Annotated in this window: 22 protein-coding genes and 1 pseudogene; 8 read left to right on the top strand and 15 right to left on the bottom strand. The window is 62.0% G+C overall.

Annotated features, from left to right (window positions below; translation table 11 throughout):
* Window positions 1–7: 7 nt before the first annotated feature.
* The 9 genes from AAIL66_RS06900 to AAIL66_RS06860 form a co-directional block, all read right to left on the bottom strand.
* The gene (locus tag AAIL66_RS06900; RefSeq protein ID WP_343496326.1) at window positions 8–1,297 is read right to left on the bottom strand and encodes an arsenic transporter; all 1,290 of its coding nucleotides are present in this window, start codon (window positions 1,295–1,297) and stop codon (window positions 8–10) included.
* 125 nt (window positions 1,298–1,422) lie between these two features.
* Window positions 1,423–1,929, bottom strand: a complete 507-nt coding sequence (locus AAIL66_RS06895) for an arsenate reductase ArsC (RefSeq protein ID WP_343496325.1) — start codon at window positions 1,927–1,929, stop codon at window positions 1,423–1,425.
* A 6-nt stretch (window positions 1,930–1,935) separates the two neighbouring features.
* Window positions 1,936–2,421 (bottom strand): ArsI/CadI family heavy metal resistance metalloenzyme, encoded by a 486-nt coding sequence (locus tag AAIL66_RS06890; protein ID WP_343496324.1) that lies wholly within the window; start codon window positions 2,419–2,421, stop codon window positions 1,936–1,938.
* 13 nt (window positions 2,422–2,434) lie between these two features.
* Entirely contained in the window at window positions 2,435–2,758 is a 324-nt protein-coding gene (locus tag AAIL66_RS06885) for a metalloregulator ArsR/SmtB family transcription factor (protein ID WP_080745933.1), read from the bottom strand.
* Window positions 2,759–2,956: 198 nt separating this feature from the next.
* Window positions 2,957–3,907 (bottom strand): hypothetical protein, encoded by a 951-nt coding sequence (locus AAIL66_RS06880; RefSeq protein ID WP_343496323.1) that lies wholly within the window; start codon window positions 3,905–3,907, stop codon window positions 2,957–2,959.
* 634 nt (window positions 3,908–4,541) lie between these two features.
* Window positions 4,542–5,492, bottom strand: coding sequence for a TniQ family protein (locus AAIL66_RS06875; RefSeq protein WP_343496419.1), 951 nt, complete (start codon window positions 5,490–5,492; stop codon window positions 4,542–4,544).
* A gap of 2 nt (window positions 5,493–5,494) precedes the next feature.
* Window positions 5,495–6,394, bottom strand: a complete 900-nt coding sequence (locus AAIL66_RS06870) for a TniB family NTP-binding protein (RefSeq protein ID WP_343496322.1) — start codon at window positions 6,392–6,394, stop codon at window positions 5,495–5,497.
* Window positions 6,395–6,397: 3 nt separating this feature from the next.
* Window positions 6,398–8,326, bottom strand: coding sequence for a Mu transposase C-terminal domain-containing protein (locus tag AAIL66_RS06865; protein WP_343496321.1), 1,929 nt, complete (start codon window positions 8,324–8,326; stop codon window positions 6,398–6,400).
* On the bottom strand, window positions 8,319–9,023 hold the full coding sequence (locus AAIL66_RS06860; RefSeq protein ID WP_343496320.1) for a TnsA endonuclease N-terminal domain-containing protein: 705 nt from the start codon (window positions 9,021–9,023) through the stop codon (window positions 8,319–8,321). Before AAIL66_RS06860 ends, AAIL66_RS06865 begins: the two co-directional genes overlap by 8 nt.
* Window positions 9,024–9,118: 95 nt before the next feature.
* On the opposite strand from AAIL66_RS06860, the pseudogene AAIL66_RS06855 reads away from it, so the two are divergent.
* Window positions 9,119–9,790, top strand: a pseudogene (locus AAIL66_RS06855) (ATP-binding protein); the annotation flags it as partial.
* A gap of 13 nt (window positions 9,791–9,803) precedes the next feature.
* Here the strand turns inward: AAIL66_RS06855 and AAIL66_RS06850 are convergent.
* Complete coding sequence (locus tag AAIL66_RS06850; protein ID WP_343496319.1) at window positions 9,804–10,733, bottom strand: LysR substrate-binding domain-containing protein; 930 nt, start codon at window positions 10,731–10,733, stop codon at window positions 9,804–9,806.
* A 111-nt stretch (window positions 10,734–10,844) separates the two neighbouring features.
* On the opposite strand from AAIL66_RS06850, the gene AAIL66_RS06845 reads away from it, so the two are divergent.
* Together AAIL66_RS06845 and AAIL66_RS06840 are read left to right on the top strand one after the other, a co-directional pair.
* Complete coding sequence (locus AAIL66_RS06845; protein WP_343496318.1) at window positions 10,845–12,023, top strand: YbfB/YjiJ family MFS transporter; 1,179 nt, start codon at window positions 10,845–10,847, stop codon at window positions 12,021–12,023.
* Between the two features lie 34 nt (window positions 12,024–12,057).
* Window positions 12,058–13,125 carry a nitronate monooxygenase gene (locus tag AAIL66_RS06840; RefSeq protein ID WP_343496317.1) on the top strand — a complete coding sequence of 356 codons (1,068 nt, stop codon included), beginning with the start codon at window positions 12,058–12,060 and terminating at the stop codon, window positions 13,123–13,125.
* 131 nt (window positions 13,126–13,256) lie between these two features.
* Here the strand turns inward: AAIL66_RS06840 and AAIL66_RS06835 are convergent, their stop codons facing one another.
* Genes AAIL66_RS06835 through AAIL66_RS06820 form a run of 4 tightly spaced genes read right to left on the bottom strand, consistent with a single transcriptional unit; the run spans window position 13,257 to window position 18,210 of the window.
* The gene (locus tag AAIL66_RS06835) at window positions 13,257–15,062 is read right to left on the bottom strand and encodes a feruloyl-CoA synthase (protein WP_343496316.1); all 1,806 of its coding nucleotides are present in this window, start codon (window positions 15,060–15,062) and stop codon (window positions 13,257–13,259) included.
* 20 nt (window positions 15,063–15,082) lie between these two features.
* The gene (locus AAIL66_RS06830) at window positions 15,083–16,030 is read right to left on the bottom strand and encodes a 3-hydroxyacyl-CoA dehydrogenase NAD-binding domain-containing protein (RefSeq protein ID WP_343496315.1); all 948 of its coding nucleotides are present in this window, start codon (window positions 16,028–16,030) and stop codon (window positions 15,083–15,085) included.
* Entirely contained in the window at window positions 16,027–17,235 is a 1,209-nt protein-coding gene (locus AAIL66_RS06825) for an ABC transporter substrate-binding protein (protein ID WP_012836699.1), read from the bottom strand. The genes AAIL66_RS06830 and AAIL66_RS06825 overlap by 4 nt, the downstream gene beginning before the upstream one ends.
* 36 nt (window positions 17,236–17,271) lie before the next feature.
* Entirely contained in the window at window positions 17,272–18,210 is a 939-nt protein-coding gene (locus AAIL66_RS06820) for a 3-keto-5-aminohexanoate cleavage protein (protein WP_343496314.1), read from the bottom strand.
* Window positions 18,211–18,416: 206 nt separating this feature from the next.
* Here AAIL66_RS06820 and AAIL66_RS06815 point away from each other — a divergent pair, with 206 nt between their 5' ends.
* The gene (locus AAIL66_RS06815; RefSeq protein ID WP_231905838.1) at window positions 18,417–19,046 is read left to right on the top strand and encodes a Crp/Fnr family transcriptional regulator; all 630 of its coding nucleotides are present in this window, start codon (window positions 18,417–18,419) and stop codon (window positions 19,044–19,046) included.
* Here AAIL66_RS06815 and AAIL66_RS06810 read toward each other — a convergent pair.
* Window positions 19,043–19,972, bottom strand: a complete 930-nt coding sequence (locus AAIL66_RS06810) for a LysR substrate-binding domain-containing protein (protein ID WP_343496313.1) — start codon at window positions 19,970–19,972, stop codon at window positions 19,043–19,045. The two genes, AAIL66_RS06815 and AAIL66_RS06810, sit on opposite strands and share 4 nt — an antisense overlap.
* A gap of 134 nt (window positions 19,973–20,106) precedes the next feature.
* On the opposite strand from AAIL66_RS06810, the gene AAIL66_RS06805 reads away from it, so the two are divergent.
* The 4 genes from AAIL66_RS06805 (at window position 20,107) to AAIL66_RS06790 (ending at window position 24,626) form a co-directional block, all read left to right on the top strand.
* Window positions 20,107–21,120: a tripartite tricarboxylate transporter substrate binding protein gene (locus AAIL66_RS06805; RefSeq protein WP_343496312.1), complete on the top strand. Its 1,014-nt coding sequence runs from the start codon at window positions 20,107–20,109 to the stop codon at window positions 21,118–21,120.
* 22 nt (window positions 21,121–21,142) lie between these two features.
* On the top strand, window positions 21,143–22,033 hold the full coding sequence (locus tag AAIL66_RS06800; RefSeq protein ID WP_343496311.1) for a MaoC family dehydratase N-terminal domain-containing protein: 891 nt from the start codon (window positions 21,143–21,145) through the stop codon (window positions 22,031–22,033).
* Between the two features lie 61 nt (window positions 22,034–22,094).
* Complete coding sequence (locus tag AAIL66_RS06795; protein ID WP_343496310.1) at window positions 22,095–23,261, top strand: acyl-CoA dehydrogenase family protein; 1,167 nt, start codon at window positions 22,095–22,097, stop codon at window positions 23,259–23,261.
* 171 nt (window positions 23,262–23,432) lie between these two features.
* Window positions 23,433–24,626 carry a CaiB/BaiF CoA-transferase family protein gene (locus tag AAIL66_RS06790; protein WP_343496309.1) on the top strand — a complete coding sequence of 398 codons (1,194 nt, stop codon included), beginning with the start codon at window positions 23,433–23,435 and terminating at the stop codon, window positions 24,624–24,626.
* Window positions 24,627–24,644: the final 18 nt, after the last annotated feature.

Raw genomic sequence — 24,644 nt, 5'->3', positions numbered from 1 at the left:
CCAAGGTTCATGACGCCACACTGAGCCGCAAGGCTAGTGCTGCGAGGGTGATGAGGAGCACAGGCATGGTCAGCACTGCCCCCACTCTGAAGTAGTAGCCCCAGCCAATCGTTGTGCCTTTCTTGGCGAGCACATGCAGCCAGAGGAGCGTGGCCAGGCTGCCAATAGGCGTGATCTTCGGACCGAGATCGCAGCCAATCACATTGGCGTACACCATGGCCTCCTTGACCGCCCCGCTGGCCGTGGATGCATCGATGGACAAGGCTCCGATCAACACCGTGGGCATGTTGTTCATGATGGAAGACAGCAACGCAGACAGCACGCCTGTGCCCAGCGAGGCTGTCCATACGCCACCGGCTGCAAATTGATTCAGCAACGCGGCGATGTAATCCGTCAGCCCCGCGTTGCGCAGCCCATAGACCACCAGGTACATCCCCAGCGAGAACACGACGATCTGCCATGGAGCACCATGGAGTACCTTTCTGGTGCTGATGACATGGCCACGCGCAGCCACCGCCAGCAAGATCGCGGCTCCCACGGCGGCCACGGCACTGACGGGGACGCCCAGAGGCTCCAGCGCGAAGAAGCCAACCAGCAGCAAGACCAGTACGACCCAGCCAGCCTGGAAGGTGGCCACATCCTTGATCGCAGCCGACGGCTGCTTGAGCTGGGCCACGTCGTAGGAGGCAGGAATATCGCGTCGGAAAAACAGCAGCAGCACACCGAGGCTAGCTAGGACCGAGACGATGTTGACTGGCACCATCACCGATGCGTAGTCGTTGAAGCCGATCTTGAAAAAGTCGGCGGAGACGATATTCACCAGATTGGAGACGATCAAGGGCAGGCTTGCCGTATCTGCAATAAACCCTGCGGCCATGACAAATGCCAGCGTTGCCGCTGGAGAAAAGCCCAGCGCCACCAGCATGGCCATCACGATGGGCGTGAGAATCAGGGCTGCTCCGTCATTGGCGAACAGGGCCGACACGGCAGCACCCAGCAGCACGATGAAAGCAAACAGCTTGACTCCACTGCCGCCACCCCAGCGGGCAAAGTGCAATGCGGCCCACTCGAAGAATCCGGCCTCATCCAGCAAAAGGCTGATGATGATGACCGCGACAAAGGTCGCCGTGGCATTCCAGACAATATTCCAGACCACGGGAATGTCAGCCAAGTGCACGACCCCCAGCAGCAGCGCGATACCGGCACCAATCGAGGCGCTCCAGCCAATACCAAGGCCGCGCGGCTGCCAGATAACCAGCGTCAGAGTGAAGATGAAAATCAGGATGGCCGTCAACATGACGTATAGGTCCTAGAAAAACTTGGATGTGACATCAGGGCGAGACGTGGGCGTTCCCCCCTGGCGTGAGGCCTCGGACGTTTGCACGAAGGCCTACGCCCGGGAGTTCCAAAGGCTGCGTCGATTCAGTGAGACGACAGCTCACGCGCGGTGGACTGGAGCATGGCCTGCTCCAGCTTTTGCGCCGGGAGGTTCACCAATAGCTCCAGGCGACGGCGAATCATGTGCATCGTCTGCCGGAAGGCTTCCAACTTTGCTTCGTCAGGGGCCTCGCCTTCCGAGGGGTCCGGGTAGCCCCAATGCGCTGTGGCGGGATGACCAGGCCAGAACGGGCAAACCTCCCCAGCAGCGTTGTCGCACACGGTGATGATCAGATCCATGTGCGGTGCGCCAGGCACGGCAAATTCATCCCAGTTCTTGCTGCGCAGGCCATCCACCGAAACACCAGCCTTTTGCAGCACTTGCAGTCCTAACGGATTGGGTTGCTGATTCTCTCGGGGGCTGCTGCCCGCCGAATAGGCCTTAAAACGGCCTTGGCCCATATCGTTGAGCAAGGCCTCAGCCAGGATGCTGCGCGCCGAGTTGTGGGTGCAGAGGAACAGGACATTCAGGGGAGCTTTGTTGTCAGACATGATGGATCAGCAGCAGGACTTAGAGGAAGAACTGGGGGGGCAGCAAGACTGCGCTTGCACTGGCGCGGTATGAGGCGTGCAGCAGGCCGCGCTTTGTGCGGCGACTCGCTCTGGCTCATTGAAGACTGGGATGTTGTCCAGCGTGTGAAAGTGTTCCCAGGCCACTCCCTGTGGATCGGTAACCCAGTGCTTTTCGCTGCGGGCATAGCAGCAAGTGGTGTCGCCTTCATCAAGAAGTGCCATATCAGCGGCCTGCGCACGCTGCTTGAGCTCAGCCAACTCGGTTGTCTCATCGACCTGGAAGCCCAAATGGTCAAGCCCTGCCGCCTGGTTCCCGCGCGTAGAGATGGCGAAGTTCACGCGGGGGTCATCCAGCATCCACTTTGCGTAGTCACTTTCCACACGAGAAGGCTCAGCCCCGAACAACTTGGAATAAAAGTCAATGTTCTTGTTCAGATCGTCGACATGCAGGTGTACGTGAAAGCGTTTCATGATGAAGCTCCCTTTAGCAATGGCATGAAGTTGCTGTGTCAGAGGTGCAAACCGCGCCTTGGCAGCAGTTCTCGGTGAGATACGCCAGCAGCTCATTCATGACAGGAAACGCTGCTCGATAGAGCACATTGCGCCCCTGCCGCTCCTGGCTTACCAAATCGGCATGAAAAAGCTCTTTCAGATGAAAGGACAGTGCATTCGGTGCGATGCCCAGTTGCTCAGCGAGTGCACTGGGTGTCAGGCCTTCAGGTCCGGCCACAACAAGAGCGCGAAATACGCGCAATCGGGCCTCATGCGCCAGAGCGGAAAGTGAGCGGATGACGTTTGCTTCTTGCATTTATGAATAATACATCAATTGTTGAATTAATGAATAAATATGCGCAATAAGTGGCCACCTTTTACGCGCGCAGACTGTCGATGACCGCTCATGGAGTCCTGCATCAAGTGACTGCTGTTGGCTGAACTCAGCCGTTCACGATAAGCAGACTAGTCAGCCGTAACTGGTACAGGTGGTCAATTCAATCGGAATACGCACCTAAACCATCAAGTGCTTTCGGCGGTGGTAATTCACCGCAGCTGTCGACAGACAGTCGGTGAAGCTACGACCTGGGAAGGCCCATGAGTTACCGTTCGTTCCCGGTGGTGCCTCAAGCGCACGGACTATCGGCCACACGGCTTCAGGCAACTGCAGCCATTGACCGTCGAGACGAATGCAATCCCCGGTCGGCCAGATCACATCCATGTGCCGCAGTTGCAGTATTTTTTCCAGGTCTGCATTCAATAACTTTGCCAACAGCGCTGCGGTTAAGGCGAGTCGTGCCGCCTCTGAAATACCGCCTGCAAGTGCATCCATCAAAGCTCGGACAGCACGTGCTTGAGGCAAAAGAGATGGAGGCGATATCGCCTTTTTGCGAGGAGTCTTAAGAACCAATCCATGCTGCTGTGCGAGGTACGTAAGGAAGGGGCCCAGTGAGGCGCGGAGACCAGGCTTTTTACGAATGAATCCATCAACACAGGCCTGCGTGAGTTGTTCAGCTCGGCGGACATTTGCATCGCCAAGCAAGGATATTGCAGCATGCAGGTAGGCCTTGCGACTACGCACATTCAGCTCCTTGGGCTGAGCGTCCATCGCAGCATTAAAGCCTTGCAAAGCATTGCCCCAACTTTGCCCAACACTGGACTGCAATTTATTCTGAATGAGGTTGAGGTCTGAGCGCTGCCGACGTGCAGTTGAATCGAGCTGCAAAGTACCCTGCTCTGCTAGGAATTGCGCAAGCAGGCCCATTCTGCGTAGCTCTTCTGTGCTGAACTCCTGCATCAAAAGTTCTTGTCCGAGTTGTTGACCACGCTGTAAAGCATTGTCGATACGCATGATGAACTCTAGATAGCGAGAGGCATTCGTTGCCACCTTGCTGGCGCGATGTGTGTTGTTTCCCCAATGAGTGAATTCCGCATGCAACTGTTTCGCTTGTGGGGTCTCAAGCATTGGTTGCACGGCTGCTTGCCGTCGAAAATTGGAGTTCTTGATAGAACATGCGAGACAGGGTGCCAAGCCTACACCACCGACAGTTTCTCCGCATCCTGGGCACGCATGAGAAGGTAGACCGTGTTCACAGCACGATTTGCATAAATGTGCGCCAGCTAATGTCATGAAGAACATACCGCGATGCTTATGGCAATGGCTGCAGGTCGCTTTTACTGTCTTGCGTAGACACTTTTCACACATCTGCCCGCGCTCAGAAAAGCCTTGTGCCCGGCTTAGTCTGGAGCTGAGGGTGCCACAGGTGTCGCACGGGCGAGGGGGGCGGTAGTAGGGGGCGCAGGATGCACAAGCCACCCTGTCGCCAACCCTCAGATCTGCACGGGGTGTCAGCTTGCCGCAGCGTAGACAGGTGCGGCTCTCCTGCAAGCACTGACGGCAGACTGGCGAAGGGTTGTTCTTGTGGGATCGCGCGGACTTTCCGCACACCTCACAGGTCCGCGAAGGGAAATTGGTCGGATAGCAGATGCTGCAATAGCTCACCCCATGATGTATGCGGTGAGCCCGCTGCATAGGTCGGCCGCAATTGTCACAACTAGGTTTGGTGACATGTGCGAGGTACTTGCCTTCAGGGCCTACTTCAGAACTGGCGTTCATTTTTGCTCACACGCGACGACATTGATCGCTTGGGGTGTAGACGCAGGGCAATTTGCATTATTTTTTTTGCCCTCTGCTGCGGGTCTTTGAGGTCAACCCAGCAGGTTCGAGGTTGCACTCTCTTTGTTGGAGCGGCTCTGACATACAGGGTCTCGGCGTTGTCTCGACATATCGCAGAACGTGCCTTCATCACCTCCTTTGTCAGAACGTTTTCCAGCAACTGTCCACGCTGCAAGATTCGCCAAAAGCTCCACGGCTCTCCGGCAAATCTGAAATCTGGAGAGTATTTCGCTGCCTTTGTTAATTCACAGTACATGCGTGCCAAGGGCAATGGATTGCCGTCAGAAGCTTGGCTCCATAATGAATTGACGTACCTCTGCAGCTCAACTTGGTGTGTAGAACAAGATGAGGGGCGGGCATCGTACAGCGGGAGTGCGCAGCGCTCACAACGACCAAACAACAGAGAGTCGTTACGGTATGGCGCAAAAGGAGCTCCACAACCAGGGCAACTGTCCATCAAGCTCACCCTATGTTTTGCGCATAGCCAAGTGGACGCTATACGCCACTCCAGATGCACATGCCGTGGAGTGTCTTCCTTCAGGCACAAGGGGCAGAACAGTTGGCCGAAGCGTAATCGGCGCAGATGGTAGATCCCCACGGGGGTCAGCCATGGTTGAAAGCCGCTTCTTTGCACCGGTATATCTGCTTGTGCCAGCCGCGCGCAGTACGTCATATCACGAATGATTGAAACTTCGACGCCGATAGCGCGTGCAATGATCATGAGCATTGCATGAGGAAGGCTACGATCAAGGTCCTGTCGCCAGACTAAATAGCCCAGGCCTAGGCGATGCGACAAGGATGAGGGCTCTTCGCCGCGAGCCCATGCCCAACGGGTTAGGAATGATCCGAGTGTTTCGCTTGGCAAGGGCAACATAGTCATGCTCCTAACGGAGGCTGGGATGGCATTAGCAAACCCCTTCGATAGCTCTGACACTCCTCTTGCAAGATCTTGAAGGTAATACTGGGACTGCCTTTTTTGAGTGCTGCTTCGGCTGCACGCATAGTGATTTTTTGCACTGACCCGATGGTGCCGTCGCTGCTTTTGAAAATTTCCATAGCCTTCTCCGGCGCGTTCAGTTTGGAGGGTTGGGGCAAGGGCATCTTCGTCTCGAACGAAGCGAGCAACTGAAGGAATGTTTCGTTGGCTTGCCATCGCGGCAGAGCGAGTCTGGTGAAGCGGCTGACAAACTGGCTGTCGATGGCGAGGGCACGAGAAACATCTACCGTACCGCAAGCCACGATACTCAAGCTACGGACGTTCGACAGCCGTTTAAGTGCTGCCATGAATTGCTTCTGCTGACGTGCTGGGCTGTTGAGCATTGCATGCAATTCATCCAGGACCAGCACAGTGGTTTGCTGGGCAGCCAATTCCTGCTGGACTAAAGCATCAAGGCGGGAGGGGGGCGCATCAGGACGATGGGTGATGTCCAATGCTTGCAGGATTGAGCTATAGAGCCGACGTTCATCGGCACTGGGAGGTGTTTCCACCCAGAGCACTTTGTTGATCGGATACCCCGCTTCATCCAACACGACCGGGTTATTGGCCAAGAACTTACGGGTGAGTGTGGTCTTCCCGTTATCACTATCGGCGATGACTGCACGGCACTCTGGCTTTGTCGTGCGAGGAAATCTCACCAAGTCTTGTAGATCACGCAGGATATGCTCAAAGGCTGGATAGGAGAAAAGGTGAGAGGTACGGAGGAAAGTCAGCTTTTCAGGTAACGAGGCTTCCAGCATTTGAATGGCATCGTCTGACAGATGGGCAAAACTGTTCATGCTTTACACCCCTTCAAACGGGGTGATTTTTTTGCCCGCAAATGCCAAAAATGGATTGCTGGAGAACTCCTCCTGAATTCTCTCTGGCTGCATTTTCTCCTCGATCACTGAACGGTCCTCACTTCGGGGGCGTGTAACCTCATTACCCCTTCTGCGCACCCGCTTCGTTTCTGCGACAGCTTTAGCCTCACGGTCTGAGCTGCGTTGCCGATACGATGCCTTTGCCTCGTTGTCTTCCAGCCGTTCCCCGTCCTTGTGATCACGAGCCTCGGTGGCCATGTACTCGTCAACCCCGACAAAGCTGTCTTCGTCGCCCTCGACTGGCGCGTAAAAGGGATAGCGATCAAGCTTGATGTATTGCTTGAGATCCGGATCAAGAAACCACAATTCACGTTTGCGGCTCGGATGGTACTTGCACACGAACTGTCGCTTCTCGCTAGGGTGCTCAGGATCAGGTGCATTGATCCAACGGTTGAGTGCCTCATGGTAGTAGTCAGCCTTGTTCATGCGCACCCCTGTGGGTGACACCACTCGGGTATCCATTGGGAGGAAGTCCAGCTTGAGCTTCTCGGGGTCGGAAATCTGGATGGGTAACCCGGCTGCAATTTGTTGGTCACTCCCAAAGACAGCTCGCTCCCAAGCAGTGATAGGCGGCATCTTCAAGAAGCTGTGCTTGCTGACGTGATAGTGGTTCACGATCCAGTCAGCAACTTCGATCTCTAACTCATGCAGCGTATAGGCAGATTTTTTGCGAGAGTTGTATGTGCCGCGCTGCGAAGGGTTCGAAAACGTAGTGCCTGGCTTTTTACGCAGCATGGCGTTAACGTTACCGATCATGCGTTCGATGTGCGCCCCATAACGAGGTGTTTTCACGGGCCGCAGATCCATGTCGATCAGATTTTCCTTGCATCCAAACTTCAAGGCGTTGCCGCGAAATTCTTTTGCATTGTCACAAATGATCTTCAGAATTTTTCCGTGCACCGGCCAGTTTCCGGGTACTCCAAGAGAGGCGAGGTAGTCGTTCTTGGGCAGCATGCCCATAACCAGGGCCATGCCTGCCGCCACAGAGGAGGGTGCCCGCATGCTCAGGTAAAAGCCAACAATCACTCGGGTCATCACGTCGATGATGAGTGTGAGCCACGGACGTCCCCAGGGTTGACGAGTGTCCGAGAACACAATCGTGATATCCAGCCGGACGTGGTCGATTTGCACCGGTCCGAGTGGCGCAAATGGTGTTGGAAATTCCCCAGGAGTGGGGAAATTTTTATCAGCCAGGTCGGGATGGCCACGCCGTCTGGAGGCCAAGTTTTGCGGCAGTGCGGCAATCCTATTGCGCACAGTATTTATGTGCGGTACGGGCAGCTTCTCTAGCTCACACCGCTCTTTCACGTGGTGATGGACCTCTATCGGCCCCAGCTGTTGGGACGATAGATATATTTTGTCGATGGTGTCGCTAATGATTTGCTCCACCCGGTCATTGAGTTTCGGGATTGAAGGAGCGCCGCGCTTGGAGTCAATCAGGCCAACCAGCCCGGAACCGTTGTAGTTCTTGATCCAGGTGTAGAGAGTCACTGCACTGACTCCTGCCTCCTTTGCTCGGGCTTCTACGTCGCTGCGTCTACGTCGGTGCATCGTAATAAGCGGAGCAATAACTTCAAACCGCTCCTCTGCTTGGGCAATGTCATGATCGGTAAATGACAGGAGTTCCGGACGTGCTAGTACAGGTGTCTCTGGCGTACCTTCTGCAGTCGGCAGCTTGCTAACCGAGGTCAATTGATAAAGAAACGCCACTTCGGACTGCCCCGATGCGGGATCTTCCACTATCACACGATCTGATGCGAGAACGCGGCGCACGATGTGAATGCGTTTGTTGAACCCCACTGGGGCTCCTGGGCAAACCACAAAGCCAGCGGGGTTGAAGTCATTAGCCATAGATCGAGACCTCCGTTAACCAGATCTCAGACTTCATGGTTAGAACGTTCATGAGGTTTACCCCAATAACCTGCTCACACACCAAACGCCACATGGCGCCCACGGCCTGGGCGCGGTTTGTTCGGTCCATAAATGTTGAAGCAAGCAACTCAGACGGGGTGGAGATCCCAAGCTCTCGCAAGGTATCCACCAACATAAGGGCCGATCTCCCATCGTCGGGGTAGGAGCGAAAGTGGCGCAGCTTCTGCACGTTCTGCAGGTATGTCGTACGGATAAATGTTTCGTCCATGACCTGGAAGTGCCAGCCTCGTTGCTCACACAACATGCGGGCAGCATTGAATCCAGGCTCAAGCTCTTGAGCGCGCTCGCGCAGCTCATCTGCATATTTCACTTCGTAAAGGATAGGCGGAGGTGTCTGGCCGTCGATTGTGTGGTGGAAGGTGGCTAGTAAGTCTGGTGTGTAGGTCCGTTTGCGTCCCGATCCAACAGTGAAATCGATACGCAATGGCTGGGAAGTGACCCGCTTGACCGTCATATCGAAGTCGAGCAGCAGAGCCAAATCGCGCTCCAACGTGCTCTCGAAACCCACTGTGGGCCCTTCAGGCGGTTCAACACGGCCCGTAACTGACCGGTAGTTCATCGGGATGGCCCGTACCCCACCTTCCTTTTCAGTTACGCCAATCAATGTAATTTCCATATCAGTTCAGTATTTCGTTGTGCGCAGTTAAGCCTTTCAAAGTAAAAATCTACGCCCCTTTAGAGGAAAAGAGGGTGTCTAAAGTTAACGATTTCGCTGTAATTAACAGCGGCTCTCCGCCCCGGCCCGGCGAGATTTCATATGCCCATTGCGGTGCGCTTTTCCTGGATGAGCTGCCCGAGTTCGCGCGCAGCGCCCTGGAGGCCCTGCGAGAGCCGCTGGAGACCGGGCGCATCACCATCGTGCGGGCCGTGCAGAGGGCGGAGTTCCCGGCCCGTTTCCTGCTGGTGGCGGCCATGAACCCCTGTCCCTGCGGCTTCTGGGGATCGCGCATCAGGGCCTGCCGCTGCTCGCCCGATCAGGTGGCACGTTATCAGGCACGCATCAGCGGACCCTTGCTGGACCGTATCGATCTGCATGTGGAGGTGGCAGCGCTGTCGCCCGAGGAGTTGCTTGCAGCGCCCGAAGGGGAGGGCAGCGCTGCCGTGCAGCAACGCGTGAGTGCGGCCAGGGACAAGGCCTTGCAGCGCCAGGGCCTGCCCAATCATCAGTTGCAGGGGGCACAGCTCGACACGCATCTGCAGCTGGAGCCCGAGGCGCTGACCTTTGCCCACAAGGCTGCAGCGCGCCTTGGCTGGTCGGCGCGCGGCACGCACCGGGCGTTGAAGGTGGCGCGAACCATTGCCGATCTGGCGGACTCGGATGCCATCACGCAAACCCATCTGGCCGAGGCATTGCAGTATCGCCGCGCGCTGATGCAGCCGTGATGTCCTGCCGCTCTCAGGCGGCAAGAGCCAGCGCCACGGGCTGTGCCCGTGTGGCCTGCGGATTGACACCCAGTACCTGCGCAAATGCATGCAGTGCCGGCGACCAGCCTTGTACGGCAGCGGTCACAAAACAGGTGTCGACAAAGGCCAGCTCCTGCCCGCTCTTGCCGGGCAGAGTCATCCAATGCACGCCAAAGCGCTGCTGCTGGGCTTCGACCAGCGAGCGCGACAGCAGCGCATAGCCCATGCCGGCGGCCACGCAGCCGAGGATGGTGTCCAGCATGCCCAGCTCCATGATGCGTACCGCCGTCACCCCCATCGAAGCCATCAGCAACTCGATCCGTTGGCGGTAGCTGCAGCCCTGGCGAAAGGCCAGAAACACGGCGCTGCTGAACTCTGCGGCGGTGGGGAAGCGCGTCAGCGGCTGTCCGCTGACCAGCACCAGCTCTTCACGAAATACCGGCCAGGATTGCAGCTCGTTTTGTGGTGCGGCACCGTTGATGAAGGCACAGTCGATGCGACCGGCCGCCAGCTCCATCAGCAATGCGGCGCTGGGCTGGGCGTCCAGCTCCAGGTCGATACCCGGATGCTGCCTGCGCAACTCGGCCAGCAGTGGTGGCAGACGCAGTGCGGCCGTGGTTTCCATCGAACCTATGCGCAAGGCGCTCTTGACCTGGCCGGCTGCAAACTGCCGGGCTTGCAGCATGGCCAGCACCTGGTCATGCGACTGCAGCATCTGCCGCGCAGACTCCAGCAGCGTGCGTCCGGCCGGAGTGGGAAAGACCGGGTTGGCTCGCATCAGCAGCTGCACGCCTGCTTCGTCCTCGAGCTTTTTGATATGGGCCGTGACATTGGATTGCACGGTGTGCAGAAGCTGGGCTGCGGCACCAAAGCTGCCGCTTTCGCAGACGGCTTCGAACATGCGCAGGGATTTGAGTTGCATATGCGGCTCCAATATCTCGAATTGAGATGCAAGTCATCATTTTGAATCATTGGACATGATCAAGTCGCAGCGTTTAGGCTTGATGCCAATTTCCCCTCCATAACCCGAGCTGTGATCGAACGCAAAGAACTTCCCCTGCTGTTGACCGGCTTCATGGCCACCCTGAGCGGCGTCGGCCTGGCCCGTTTCGCCTATACGGCGCTGATGCCGCAGATGGTGCATGCGGGCTGGTTCAGCGGCGAGCAGGTGGCTTATCTGGGGGCCGCCAATCTGCTCGGCTATCTGATCGGGGCTTTGGTCGCCGCGCCGCTGGCCGAGCGCATGGGCGCGTTGCGCGTGCTGGTGATCTGCTGGGTGGCCGTGACGCTGAGCTTTGCAGGCTGCAGCCTGCCCCAGCCCATGGCCCTGTTCTTTGTCTGGCGGCTGATCTCCGGCATTGCCGGTGCCGCGCTGATGGTGCTGGGCCCGTCGGTGGCCATGGCTGCCGCAGCGCCGCAGCGCCGTGCCACGCTGGGCCCGCTGATGTTCTGCGGCATTGGCGTGGGCGCCTTGCTGGCCGCCACGCTGGTGCCCATGTTTGCGCGCAGCAGCCTGAGTGCCGTATGGTGGGCGTTGACGGCGCTGTCTGCGCTGGCGCTTTACAGCGGCCGGCATGCTGCGCGTCAGATCCCGCTGCATGCACCGGTGGCGATCCAGCCCACGGCGGTCGCAGCCTCCAGCACAACGCCATGGAGCCTGGCGGTGATTCTGGTGCTGGTCGCCTATGCCTGCGACGCCTTCGGCTTTGTGCCGCACACCGTGTTCTGGGTGGACTACCTGGATCGCGAGCTGCAGCTGGGCGGCGCCTATGCCTCGACGCAATGGGCATTCTTCGGGCTTGGCGCGATGGTCGGGCCGCTGTGTGCGGCCTACTGTGCCACGCGCTGGGGCTGGTGGGGTACGACCACGGGCGCCTATGCCCTCAAGGCCGTGGCCATCGGCCTGCCGCTGGCCTGGGCAGGTTTCGGCGGCCATGCGCTGTCGGGCTTTCTGGTGGGGGCGCTGTCGCCGGGCATGGCTGCCATCACCTCGGGCTATCTGATGCAGCTCATCGGCCCCGGCCAGCACAAGAAAATGTGGGGCTACGCCACGGCGGCATTTGCGCTGCTGCAGGCCAGCTCCGGCTATCTGATGGCATTTGTTTACGCCAGCAGCGGCAGCTATCGCCAGCTGTTCGTGCTGGGCTGCGCAGCGCTGGGCCTGGGGGCGCTGCTGGTGGCCTCAAGCCGCCTGGCCCGCACTGCGCAATGATCAGGATCGAGATGTGACAACCGGGAGACGCGCGATGAGCAAACTACCTTTGTGGATGACAGGCCTGGGTCTGCAGCATCCCATCATTCAGGCCCCGATGGCCGGGACCTCGACCCCGCAGCTGGCGGCTGCCGTGAGCAATGCATACGCCCTGGGCTCGGTCGGCATAGGCGCCTACGGCCTTGAGCAGGCGCGCCAGCACATCGAACAGACGCGTGCGCTGACCGATCGCCCCTTCAACGTCAACCTCTTCTGTCATCGTGCGCCGGTAGCAGATGCCGAGCGCGAAGCACAGTGGCTGCGCTATCTGGCGCCGGAGTTCGAGCGCTACGGCGCGTCCGTGCCGTCTGGCCTGCGCTGCATCTACGAGTCAGCGCTGGGCAATGCGCGATTGCAGGCCATGCTGCTGGAGCTGCGTCCCGCCGTGGTGAGCTTTCATTTCGGCCTGCCGGAGCAGAGTTTTGTCGATGCCTTGCGCGCCGCCGGCATCACCACGCTGGCCTGCGCCACCAGTCTCGATGAGGCGCGCCAGATCGAGCAGGCCGGGGTGGATGTGATCGTGGCCCAGGGCATGGAGGCGGGCGGCCATCGCGGCGCTTTCGTGCCCGAGCAGGACAGACTGATGGGCACTTTGGCGCTGGTGCGGCTGCTGGCGCGCGAGTCCCGCCTGCCCGTGGTCGCCGCAGGCGGCATCATGGACGGTGCCGGCATCGCTGCCGCTTTGCAGCTCGGAGCCTGCGCCGTGCAGATGGGCACGGCCTTCATCCTCTGCCCCGAATCCGCCGCCAGCCAGGCCTACCGCGCCGAGCTGCAAGGCGACAGCGCGCAGCACACGGCTATCACCGCCGCCATTTCCGGGCGTCCTGCGCGCGGCATGTTCAACCGTCTGCACCAGCTGGGACGGGACTATGCGGGAGCGCTGCCTGCCTATCCCATGGTGTATGACGCAGGCAAGGCGCTGCACCAGGCCGCCAGCGCGCAGGGCAGCAGCGACTATGCCGCGCACTGGGCCGGCCAGGGCGCACCGCTGGCTCGCGCCATGCCCGCCGCCGAACTCGTGCTCACGCTGGCGCAGGAGCTGGAGCAGGCGGAGCACGCCTGAGCGGGCTTGAGCGGATATTCTGTGCGCCTGGAGCAACCATCTGATTTGATAGCTGTCATCGCTTGTAATGCATAAGATCTGGATTGCTTACGCCAAGATTTGAATACTGACTTGCGATGAATGCTATGGTTTTAGCTGTTGCAGCGAATGACCGATGCATCCTTTGAAGCGAACAGACGTCGCACCGCATCGGCGCGCCGCGTCAGCACCGCGCGCTGGTTGACGTAGCCCTTGTCGGTGATCTCTCCGGCCTCCGCGTCCGGCGGATCGGCCAGCACCAGCGCGCAGCCGGGGCTTTGCGAGCTGCCCGCGCCTGCGTCGCGCTGCTCGTGCATCACGCGGCGCAGTGCCTGTGCCAGGGTTTCGGGGGCGGCAGCGCCTGCGGGCGTGGCAAATACCAGCAGGCCCAGCTCGTCACGGTCGTGGCCTGCGATGACGATGTCCTGCACCCATGGCGCCAGGCGCGACACCAGTTCCACGCGCAGCGTTCCCACCGAGACCCAGGTGCCGCTGGAGAGCTTGAAGTCCTCGGCCACGCGGCCGTTGAAGATCACGCCACGCTCGGGTCGCTGCTCGTCCACGACGAAGCCTGCGTCGCCGATGCGGTAATAACCTTCCTCGTCGAAGGCCGCTGCCGTTTCGCGCGGTGCGTCGCGGTAGCCGGGGAAAACCGACACGCCCTTCACGCGCATTTCCTGCTTGTTGCCGTTGGGGACGAACTTGAGCTCCAGCCCGGGCAGCGGCGCACCTATGCAGCCTGCGCCGTCGAGCTGCCAGTGGGCCGAGGTGATCGCGGGCGAGGTCTCGGTGCAGCCCCAGGAAGTGGTCAGCCACAGGGGGCGGCCCGGGCGCACGCGCTGGGCCACCGCCTCCAGTCGCTTCCAGGTCGAGGGGGCCAGCGCCGCAGCTGCGTAGAAGGCCAGGCGAAGGCGCGAGAGCATGTCCGCCGCCAGCGCGTTGTCGGCCTCCATCAGCGGCAGCACCATGTCGAAGCCGCGCGGCACGTTGAACCACAGCGTGGGGCGGACTTCGCGCAGATTGCGCACCGTCTTCTCGATCAGACCCGGTGCGGGCCTGCCCTCGTCGATGTAGAGCGTGCCGCCGTGCGCCAGTACCAGATGCAGGTTGTGGTTGCCGCCGAAGGTGTGGCTCCAGGGCAGCCAGTCCACGAGCACGGGCTTTTCATGCTCCAGGAAGCGCCAGGTCTGCGCCATTTGCTGCTGGTTGGCGCACAGCATGCGGTGCGTGTTGATGACGACCTTGGGCGTGCCTGTGGAGCCCGAGGTCAGCAGGTATTTGGCATGCGTGTCGGGCGCGATGGCCTCATAGGCGGTGCGCACGGCGACTGTCTCGGGTCTGGCCATGAGCGCCCCGAAATCCAGCCCGCCAGGCCAGTGCGGTGCATGTGCGCTGAAGACGCAGGGCGCGCGGGTTTCGCAGGCCGCCAGCGCCGGTCCGTACAGACGCGCGTCCGATGCGTAGATCAGCGCGGGCTGCAGCACCTGGAGCATCTGGCGCAGCCGTCCGAAGTCGCGCGCCGTGCGCGAGTAGGCACTGGACAGCGAGCAGGCTGCCCGGCCCACGTGCATGGCGGCCAGCATCAGCACCGCGTGATCGATGGCATTGTCCGACAGGATGACCACAGGGCCGGGGAGCAGATCCAGGTCCAGCAGCCCCTGGGCCGTGCGTCCCACGGCCTCGCGCAGCTCGCCCCAGCTCAGCATGCGCCAGCCGCTGCCGTCGGGCGTGCGCTCGGCCAGGGCCGGCGCCTCGGGTGTTTCGCGCGCCCAACGCTCCAGCCACTCGCCCACGCAACGTGCATAGGGCTTGAGCGCCACGGGCGATCGCAGCACGAAGCTGCCGTCGTCGAGATCGATGCGCAGGCTTCGCGGCGGGGCCACCTGCTGCGGATCGGACAGGAAGTCTATGGCTTGCATGCATGCTCCTTTATGTGGGCTCAGAACAGCGAGCCCTGGGCCTTGGCACGTATCAGGTCGGTCAGCAACTCGTCGCGCGTGCGCTCCAGCTCCTCCTCGCGGCGCATGCCGCGCGCCTCGGCCACGCCCTGCACCACATGAGCCTTGAGCGCCTCTGTCATGGCCGGATTGCCAAGATCGCGCCACCAGCTTTCGATGGGGCCGCCCAGGTGCTCCAGCAGATGCTGCATGCCGCCCTGTCCGCCAGACAGATGCAGGTTCATGAATGGCCCCATCAGCGCCCAGCGCAGGCCGGGGCCGTGGGCGATGGCCGTGTCGATGTCGCTGACGCTGGCCACCCCCTGGTCAACGAGGTGAAAGGCCTCGCGCCACAGCGCGGCCTGCAGGCGGTTGGCGATGTGGCCAGCGATCTCGCGCCGCACATGAATGGGGCGCTTGCCCAGCGCTGCGTAGAAGTCCATGGCGCGCTGGATGCTGTCTGGCGAGGTGGCATCGCCACCACCCACTTCCACCAGCGGAATCAGGTGCGGCGGATTGAAGGGATGGCCCAGAACCACGCGCTGCGGCGTCTTGCAGCGTGCCTGCATGCCGCTGACCGGCAGACCCGAGCTGCTGCTGGCCAGCAGTACCCGGGGTGGTGTGGCCGCGTCCATGCGCGCATAGAGGTCAGCCTTGAAGTCGGCGCGTTCGGGGCCGCTTTCCTGCACGAAGTCGCAGCCGTCCAGCGCACGCTCAAGTTCGGCGTCGAAGCGCAGGCGTTCGAGCGAAGCTCCATCCACCAGCCCCATGCGTTGCATGGTCGGCCAGTGGCGCTGCACCGCTTCGCGCAGGCGCTGCTCGGCGCCGGGTGCTGGATCGGTGGCCGTCACATCCAGGCCGTGCGCCAGGAAGAACGCTGCCCAGCTGGCACCGATCACGCCGGTGCCGACCACGGCCACGCGCCGTATCACGGGTGCGGCTGCGCTCATGATGTCTTCCATTGCGCGCAGCGCGTCTCGGCGCGTGTGGTCCAGGCGGCCTCGCCTCGGATGGTCTCGACCACCTTGTAGTAGTCCCAGGGCTCTCTGGATTCGGCCGGCGTCTTCACCTGCATCAGATGCATGTCATGCACCATCAGGCCGTCGGCGCGCAGCCAGCCATCCTTGACGAACATGTCGTTGAAACGGGTCTTCCTGAGCTGTTCCATCACCTTGGTGCCATCGTCCGTGCCCGCGGCCTGCACGGCCTTGAGGTACTGTAGCGTGGCGGAGTAGTCGCCCGCATGGAATGAGGTGGGCATGCGCTTGTGCTTGTCGAAGAAGCGCCGCGCCCATGCGCTGGCCTCGGGGCTCTGGTTCCAGTACCAGCTGTCGGTCAGATACATGCCCTGTGCTGTCTTCAGGCCCAGGGCGTGCACGTCCTGAATGGTGATGATCATGCCCGCGAGCTTCATCTTCTGCGCCAGCCCGAATTCCGCCGCCGACTTGATGGCGTTGACCGTGTCGCCGCCTGCGTTGGCCAGGGCCAGTACATCGGGCTTGGCCGCCAGAGCCTGCAGCATGAAGGACGAGAAGTCGCTGGCGCCCAGCGGGTGCTTGACCGCACCGGCCACGTTGCCGCTGCCGGCTTCAAGCACCTTGGCGGCATCGGCCTGAAGCGCATTGCCGAAGGCATAGTCGGCCGTCACGAAGAACCAGCGTTTGCCGCCGCTCTTGAGCACGGCGCTGGCCGTTCCGCGCGCCATGGCCACCGTGTCGTAGGCATACATGACCGTGTAGGGCGAACACTGCTCGTTGGTGAGGCTGGAAGCACCCGAGCCGACCACGAAATAGGGCTTGCGCTTATCGCGCGCCACGCCCGCCATGGCAATGGCCGCGCCCGAGTTCACGCCGCCGATCAGCATGTCGAAGCGCTCCACGTCGAACCATTGGCGCGCCTTGGCTGCGGCGATGTCGGCCTTGTTCTGGTGGTCGGCCGCCACAAGCTCGATCTTCTTGCCGTTGATGGCTCCGCCCATGTCGGCGATGGCCATGCGTATGGCCTCTGCGCCTGCCGGTCCGTCGTAGTCGCGGTATACGCCCGACATGTCGCTGATGAAGCCTATGCGTATCACATCGTCCGAAATCTGGGCTGCTGCCGTGGCCGCACCGGCCAGCGTCACGGCGCCGGCCAGGGCCTTGCATGTGAAGTTCATGATGCTGTCTCCTCGTTGTTGTGCGAACTGTGCTGCTCAGGCAGCCTGTGCCATGGCGGCGGGCGCGAACGCGGGCAGCGGCATGCCGCCGCGTTGCAGCCCCATGATCTGACGCGCTTCCTCGGGTGTGGCGGGCTCCATGTCGAGATCGCGGATCAGGCGCACGATGCGCTCCGTCAGCTGCACATTGGTGGCCAGCTCGCCCTGGCGGTAGTAGAGGTTGTCCTCCAGGCCCACACGCGCATGGCCGCCCAGCAGAAGCGCAGCCACATTGGCCTCCAGCTGCGAGGGGCCGATGCCGCTGACGCAGAAGATGCTGTTGGCGGGCAGAACGTCCACCATCTGCTGCAGGTAGCGCGGCGAGAACGGCATGGCGTTCTGGAAGTTGCGGTGGACGTTCATCACCAGGTTGATGAAGTGCGGTGCGGCATCGTGGTCTTCCTCGATCAGCGTGGTCACGTCCTGCAGGATATGGGTGTGTGCGAAGACCTCCCACTCTGGCTTGATGCCGCGTGCCTTCATGCCTACGGCCAGCTCGCGGCCCCGGGACAGCGGCGTGTCCATGAGGATCTCGCGCCCGCCGAAGCTCAGGTTCAGCGTGGTCGCATCCAGCGTGCACATCTCGGCGCCTGCGTCCATGCCCTTGATGCGCTCCTCCCAGGCGATTTCCCAGCGCCCGCCCTGCAGCTCGCGCACCATGTCGCCGTGCACGCCACCACCCGTGGAGTTGTTGATCACGATGTCGCAGCCCGCAGCGCGGATGCGGGTGTTGATGTCGCGGTAGATGTCGGCATTGCAGGTGGCGCCGTCATCGGGGCGGCGCGCATGGATGGCAGCCACGCTGGCGCCCGCATTGCAGCAGCGCACCACGTCCTCGGCGATCTCGTCCGGCTGGGTAGGGAGATAGGGGTTCTGCGATTTGTGGGCCATGCCGCCCGTGGGGGCAATGGTCACGATCACTTTGCGCTTGCTCATGGCGTCTCCTGATGCGTGGGGTTGGGTCGTCAGCTATTATTTTTTTCACCCCTGCACGAATCAGTCGTTGCGATGACATTTGACCTCGGGGTAAGTACGCAAGGAGCTTCACCATCGCCCGCCATCACCGCTCAACGGCCGCGGCCCGTCCCACCCTCGATGAACTGCTGTCTGGCTCGGCCTGGTTTCCCGCGCTCGACGTTGCCGTGCGCGAACGCGTGCGTGCCGAGATGCGCGAGGTGGACCTGCCCGCGGGCACTGCGCTGTGCCGTATGGGAGATGCGCCTCGGCACTGGTATGGCGCCATCGAAGGGCTGCTCAAATGGTCGGTGAGCAGCGCCGACGGTCGCTCGGTCACGCTGGGAGGTCTGTCGGTGGGCAGCTGGTTCGGCGAGGGAACGGTGCTGCGCGGAGTGGCGCGCACGGCGGACGTGATCGCTCTGCGAGACAGCCGCGTGGCCTTGATGCCTGCCGAGGTCTTTGAATGGCTGCGCGGCAGCGAGCGCAGCTTCGAAGCCTTTTTGCTGCGTCAGATCAACGAGCGCATGCACTGGTTCCTGGGCAACTTTGCGGCCCACCATCTGCTCGATACCGACAGTCAGGTGGCGCGTGCACTGGTAGGCCTGTTCCACCCCTGGCTGCATCCGGGAAGCGACCCGCGCCTGCGGGTGTCCCAGGAGGAGATCGCCAACCTCTCCGGCCTGTCGCGCCAGCGCTGCAACGCAGCGCTGCGGCGCCTGGCGGCGGCCGGCCAGATAGAGATCGAATACGGCGGCATCACCGTCATCGACCTGCCGCGGCTGCGATCACGCGTGCTCGCAGCCGCGTCGTTCTAGCGGCCAGATTCGCTCTGCGTCACGTTGCTCTCGCCGTGCTCATGGTAGGCAGCGATGGCGTCCATCAGTTCCTGCAGCTGGGCCGATACCTGCTGCTCCTCGCGCACCAACATATAGCGGGGGCGCACTGCCCAGGCGTCGGTCAGCGGCACGCGGCAGACGCGCGGCAGGCCGCGGTAGCGCTGGGCCACGGTCTCGGGAACCACGGCCACGCCAACGCCTGCCGCGACCATGCGGCACATCGAGTCGAAGCTGGACAACTGTATGCGCAGCTTCAGCGTGGTGCCCAGTTGCTGGCTCAGCCGCTCCAGAAAGGTCTGCAGCGTGCTGCCGCGGTGCATGCCCACAAAGCGCTCGTGCAGCACATCGGCAAAGGCCACGCTGCTCATGTCCGCCCAGCGCGCGGTGTCGGGGGTCACCAGCACCAGCCGGTCGGTGCTGAAATGCAGCACGCGCAGGCCGTGCGTGTCCACCTCGCCAGCCACGATGCCCAGGTCGGCGCGGCCGTCGCGGATGTCGGCGGCAATGCCGGCATTGGGGCGCTCCTGCAGATCCACGCTGATGTGCGGGTGCTGGGTGAGGTAGGCCGCAAGTATGTCGGGCATGAACTCCGTCACGGCCGTGGTGTTGGCGAATACGCGCACATGGCCGCGCAGGCCCGCGCCGTACTCCTGCAGGTCGGCTTGCAATTGCTGCGAATGCTGCAGCATGGCGCGCGCATGGTGCAAAAAGGCCTCGCCGGGTGCCGACAGTTTTACCCCTCTAGCCTCTCGTATCAGCAAAGGCATGCCGGCCTGCTCCTCCAGTGCCTTGACACGTGCGCTGGTGGCTGCAAGCGATAGGTGAGATTGTTCAGAAGCCCTTGTCAGGCTTCCTGTCTGTGCTATCAAAACAAAGAGTCTTAGATCCTTGAGATCGAATTGCATGGCGGCTCATGGTTTATACCAATCAAGTCAAGGCTTCGGAAAAACAAAAGGCTTGATTCCAATATCAGAGATTGTGCACAGAGCTGGCGCCAGCGAGCATAGGGCTATCAACCCCAAAAGAGGAGACAGTCGCCGTGCCAGTCCGATCAGCCCCGCCCTCCACTCCATCGGTATCGCGCCGCAGCCTCTGCGCCGGCGCCCTGCTGACCCTGGGCCTGCCGACCTGGGCGCAGACCTCCTATCCCGCCCGCCCCATCGTGCTGGTGGTGCCCCAGGCAGCGGGCGGAACCAATGACATCGTGGGCCGCATCGTGGCGCAGAAACTGGGCGAGAAGCTGTCCGTGGGCACGGTGGTCGAGAACCGCCCCGGTGCGGGTGGCAACATCGGTACCCAGGCCGTGGCCAAGGCCGCCAGGGACGGCCATACATTGCTGATGACCATCAGCAGCAGCCAGGCCATCAATCCCGCACTCTACAAGTCGCCGGGCTTCGATCCGGTGGGCGACTTCACGCCGGTGAGCATGATCGGCGCCGTGCCCAATGTGCTGCTGGCCCATCCATCATTTCCTGCCCGGACTGTTCCCGAGCTGCTGGCCCTGGCCAGGTCCAAGCCCGGTGAATTGCAATATGCATCGGCAGGCAACGGTACGCTCAACCACCTGCTGGGCGAGATGCTTAACCAAATGGCCGGCGTGCAGCTGCAGCATGTCCCCTACAAGGGCGTAGCGCCGGCACTTAACGATGTGCTGGGCGGGCAGCTACCGCTGCTGTTCGGCAGCCTGCCGTCCACGCTGCAGTACATCAAGTCGGGCAAGCTGCGGGCGCTGGCGGTCAGCAGTGCAGCGCGCTCGCCCTTGCTGCCCGAAGTGCCCTCGCTGGGTGAGTTCGTGCCTGGCTACAACGGCACGCTGTGGATTGCCCTGTTCGCGCCGCGCGGCCTGCCGCCTGCGGTGATGAGCCGGCTGCGCGAAGGCATGCAGCAGGCCATGGCGGACAAGGACATGCGCGCCCAGTTGCAGGCCCAGGGCGTGGAGCTTGCGGGCACGCCAGAGCGTCAAGTCACGCCCGACGAGCTGGCTGCCGTCCTCAAGCAGGACATCGCCAAATGGGCGCATATCGTGAAGACCTCCGGCGCCACGGTGAACTGAATCCCTTCCAGCACTTCCATCCATGAACCCGAACACTGTCCAGATCGACGCAGCCGCGCTGACCAAGCTCCAGTCTTGGCAGGAGCGCAGCGAGACCATGTCCGACGTCATCACCGCCGCTCCGCTGCGTGCCCTGTCGGCCACGCTGGACCGGGATGACCCTGCTCCCGCACACGGTACGCCGGTGGCGCCGCTGTGGCACTGGCTGTATTTCCTGCCGCATGCGCGCCAGAGCGAGATCGGCCCCGACGGGCATCCCCGGCGCGGTGGCTTCCTGCCGCCCGTGCCGCTGCCGCGCCGCATGTGGGCGGGCGGGCGGCTGCGCTGGGAAGCGGGTAATCCGCTGCGTGTGGGGCAGCAAGTGCAGCGCGTCTCCACCATCCGCAGCGTGCAGCACAAGACCGGACGCTCGGGCGAGTTGCTGTTCGTGCTGGTGGAACACCGGTTCTCGAACCAGGACGGTCTGGCGCTGACTGAAGAGCACGACATCGTCTACCGGGCCGCTGCAAGGCACGGCGACCCGGTGCCGCCACCGCAGCAGCCGCCGCTCGCGGGCCAGGCTGCCTGGTCGCGCACCATCGTGCCCGATGACGTTCTGCTGTTTCGCTACTCGGCGCTGACCTTCAACGGCCACCGCATCCACTACGACCGCCGGTACGTGACCCAGGTCGAGGGCTACCCGGGCCTGATCGTGCATGGTCCGCTGATTGCCACGCTGCTGCTCGATCTGCTGCGCCGCCAGGTGCAGGGCGCCAGGGTGGTCGCGTTCGACTTCAAGGCCTTGCGACCGACCTTCGACCTGCATCCTTTCAGCGTGCACGGAAAGCCGCGCGAGGACGGCAGGACCATCGACCTGTGGGCGCAGGACCACGAAGGGCTTCTGACCATGCAGGCCACGGCCACAGTGGCTTGAAGACTGAAACCCATAGCTGATAGCGCTTGCTGGACAAGCGTTTGTCGCCAGAAGGCTTGAAATGATCGAACACACCAGCTCCAACAACCACCATGAGATCCGCGATGCCATCCGTGCGCTGTGTGCGGAGTTTCCCGACGAGTATTTCCGCAAGATCGACGAGCAGCGCGTCTACCCCGAAGCCTTCGTCAACGCGCTCACGCAGGCAGGCTGGCTGGCCGCGCTGATTCCGCAGGAGTACGGCGGCAGCGGCCTGGGGCTGACCGAGGCCAGCGTCATCATGGAGGAAATCAACCGCTGCGGCGGCAACTCGGGCGCCTGCCACGGCCAGATGTACAACATGGGCACACTGCTGCGCCATGGCTCGCAGGCGCAGAAGGAGAAATATCTGCCGCGCATCGCTTCGGGCGAATGGCGGCTGCAGTCCATGGGTGTCACGGAGCCCACCACGGGCACGGACACCACCAAGATCAAGACCAGCGCCGTGAAGAAGGACGGGCGCTATGTGATCAATGGCCAGAAGGTCTGGATCAGCCGCATCCAGCACAGCGACTTCATGATCCTGCTGGCGCGCACCACACCGCTGGCAGAAGTGAAGAAGAAAAGCGAGGGCATGTCCATCTTCATGGTCGATCTGCGCGAGGCCGAGAAGAAGGGCATGACCGTGCGCCCCATCCTCAATATGGTCAACCACGAGACCAACGAGCTGTTCTTCGAGGATCTGGAGATTCCCGAGGAGAACCTGATCGGCGAGGAAGGCAAGGGCTTCAAGTACATCCTCGACGGCCTGAACGCCGAGCGCACGCTGATCGCGGCCGAGTGCATAGGCGACGGCTACTGGTTCCTGGACCGTGTGACGAACTACGTGAAGGACCGCCAGGTGTTCGGCCGTCCCATCGGCCAGAACCAGGGAGTGCAGTTCCCGATCGCCGATGCCTTTATCGAGGTCGAGGCCGCCAATCTCATGCGCTGGAAGGCCTGCGAATTGTTCGACGCTCGAGAGTCCATGGGCGCTCAGGCCAATATGGCCAAGTATCTTGCGGCCAAGGCCAGCTGGGAGGCCGCCAATGCCTGCATCCAGTTCCACGGTGGCTTCGGCTTTGCCTGCGAGTACGACGTGGAGCGCAAGTTCCGCGAAACCCGCCTCTATCAGGTGGCGCCGATCTCCACCAACCTGATCTATTCCTATGTGGCCGAGCACATCCTCGGGCTGCCCCGCTCGTTTTGATGTGCGACACCCCCCTGAGGCGCTGCGCGCCTTCCCCCCGCTCTCGCGCTGTGCGCGGGCAGGGGGACGACAGCCTCGCTGCGGGGCGGCGCGGCCGGCCCAGGCCCTTGCTTGCTGTCTCTGAGGTGGGCCATGCCCGGCGTGCCTTGGACTGCGCTATGGAAGACCGACATGACTGAAAAAAAACGACCCCTCGACGGCATCACCGTCGTTTCGCTGGAACATGCGGTGGCTGCGCCTTTCTGCACCCGCCAGCTCGCTGATCTGGGGGCGCGCGTGATCAAGGTGGAACGTCCGGGAAGCGGTGATTTCGCGCGCGGCTACGACCAGCGCGTCAACGGCCAGTCCTCGCACTTCACCTGGATCAACCGCAGCAAGCAAAGCCTGGCGCTCGATCTCAAGCGGCCCGACGCACTGGAGGCTCTGATGCAGCTGCTCGAAGGCACCGACGTGCTGGTGCAGAACCTGGCGCCCGGCGCGGCTGCGCGCATGGGTCTGTCCTGGGAGGTGCTGAAGGCCCACAATCCCAGGCTCATCGTCTGCGACATCAGCGGCTATGGCGCCGACGGTCCCTACCGCGACAAGAAGGCCTACGACCTGCTGATCCAGAGCGAGGCGGGGTTTCTATCGGTCACGGGCACGGAGCAGGTTCCGTCCAAGGCCGGTATCTCGGTGGCCGACATCGCGGCCGGGATGTACGCCTACACCAATATTCTTTCGGCCCTGCTGCTGCGAGGCCGTACGGGCGAGGGCAGCCATATCGACGTCTCCATGCTGGAGGCGCTGGGCGAGTGGATGGGTTACCCCATGTACTACGCCTGGGACGGCGCGCCGCCGCCGCCGCGCACGGGCGCATCGCATGCCAGCATCTACCCCTATGGTCCCTTCGAGGCGGGTGACGGCGGCACGGTGATGCTTGGCCTGCAGAACGAGCGCGAATGGAAGACCTTTTGCGAGCAGGTGCTGCTGCAGCCTGCTCTGGCTGGCGATGCGCGCTTTGACAGCAATGCGCAGCGCAACGCCAACCGCGAGGAGCTGCGAGCGCTGATCCTGGATGTGTTCAACGCGCTGGATGCGGCCCAGGTCGTGCAGCGGCTGGACGCGGCAGGCATTGCCAATGCGCGAGTCAACGACATGGCGGGTCTGTGGGCCCATCCGCAGCTGGCCGCACGCCAGCGCTGGTGCAGTGTGGGAACGCCGGCCGGGCCGGTGCAGGCACTGCTGCCGCCCGGTGCCAACAGCGCCTTTGACTACCGCATGGAGGCTGTGCCCTCCGTAGGCGAGCACAGTGCGGCCATCCTGGCCGAGCTGGGCTGGTCGGCCGAGCGCATCCGTGCTCTGTACGCCGAAGAAGCAACTCTGTGAAAGCTGTGCGCAGCGTAT

The sequence above is a fragment of the Comamonas sp. F1-6 genome, assembly GCF_039581415.1.
In the GTDB taxonomy this organism is placed as follows: Bacteria; Pseudomonadota; Gammaproteobacteria; order Burkholderiales; family Burkholderiaceae_C; genus Comamonas; species Comamonas thiooxydans.
Note: the sequence above shows the minus strand (reverse complement) of the source record. Positions and strands in the feature narration are given on the sequence as shown.

Excerpts from the sequence above, each read along its gene's own strand:
- AAIL66_RS06900 (WP_343496326.1), bottom strand. The coding sequence starts at position 1,297 with ATGTTGACGGCCATCCTGATTTTCATCTTCACTCTGACGCTGGTTATC.
- AAIL66_RS06895 (WP_343496325.1), bottom strand. The coding sequence starts at position 1,929 with ATGTCTGACAACAAAGCTCCCCTGAATGTCCTGTTCCTCTGCACCCAC.
- AAIL66_RS06890 (WP_343496324.1), bottom strand. The coding sequence starts at position 2,421 with ATGAAACGCTTTCACGTACACCTGCATGTCGACGATCTGAACAAGAAC.
- AAIL66_RS06885 (WP_080745933.1), bottom strand. The coding sequence starts at position 2,758 with ATGCAAGAAGCAAACGTCATCCGCTCACTTTCCGCTCTGGCGCATGAG.
- AAIL66_RS06880 (WP_343496323.1), bottom strand. The coding sequence starts at position 3,907 with ATGCTTGAGACCCCACAAGCGAAACAGTTGCATGCGGAATTCACTCAT.
- AAIL66_RS06875 (WP_343496419.1), bottom strand. The coding sequence starts at position 5,492 with ATGTTGCCCTTGCCAAGCGAAACACTCGGATCATTCCTAACCCGTTGG.
- AAIL66_RS06870 (WP_343496322.1), bottom strand. The coding sequence starts at position 6,394 with ATGAACAGTTTTGCCCATCTGTCAGACGATGCCATTCAAATGCTGGAA.
- AAIL66_RS06865 (WP_343496321.1), bottom strand. The coding sequence starts at position 8,326 with ATGGCTAATGACTTCAACCCCGCTGGCTTTGTGGTTTGCCCAGGAGCC.
- AAIL66_RS06860 (WP_343496320.1), bottom strand. The coding sequence starts at position 9,023 with ATGGAAATTACATTGATTGGCGTAACTGAAAAGGAAGGTGGGGTACGG.
- AAIL66_RS06850 (WP_343496319.1), bottom strand. The coding sequence starts at position 10,733 with ATGCAACTCAAATCCCTGCGCATGTTCGAAGCCGTCTGCGAAAGCGGC.
- AAIL66_RS06840 (WP_343496317.1), top strand. The coding sequence starts at position 12,058 with ATGAGCAAACTACCTTTGTGGATGACAGGCCTGGGTCTGCAGCATCCC.
- AAIL66_RS06835 (WP_343496316.1), bottom strand. The coding sequence starts at position 15,062 with ATGCAAGCCATAGACTTCCTGTCCGATCCGCAGCAGGTGGCCCCGCCG.
- AAIL66_RS06830 (WP_343496315.1), bottom strand. The coding sequence starts at position 16,030 with ATGAGCGCAGCCGCACCCGTGATACGGCGCGTGGCCGTGGTCGGCACC.
- AAIL66_RS06825 (WP_012836699.1), bottom strand. The coding sequence starts at position 17,235 with ATGAACTTCACATGCAAGGCCCTGGCCGGCGCCGTGACGCTGGCCGGT.
- AAIL66_RS06820 (WP_343496314.1), bottom strand. The coding sequence starts at position 18,210 with ATGAGCAAGCGCAAAGTGATCGTGACCATTGCCCCCACGGGCGGCATG.
- AAIL66_RS06810 (WP_343496313.1), bottom strand. The coding sequence starts at position 19,972 with ATGCAATTCGATCTCAAGGATCTAAGACTCTTTGTTTTGATAGCACAG.
- AAIL66_RS06800 (WP_343496311.1), top strand. The coding sequence starts at position 21,143 with ATGAACCCGAACACTGTCCAGATCGACGCAGCCGCGCTGACCAAGCTC.
- AAIL66_RS06795 (WP_343496310.1), top strand. The coding sequence starts at position 22,095 with ATGATCGAACACACCAGCTCCAACAACCACCATGAGATCCGCGATGCC.
- AAIL66_RS06790 (WP_343496309.1), top strand. The coding sequence starts at position 23,433 with ATGACTGAAAAAAAACGACCCCTCGACGGCATCACCGTCGTTTCGCTG.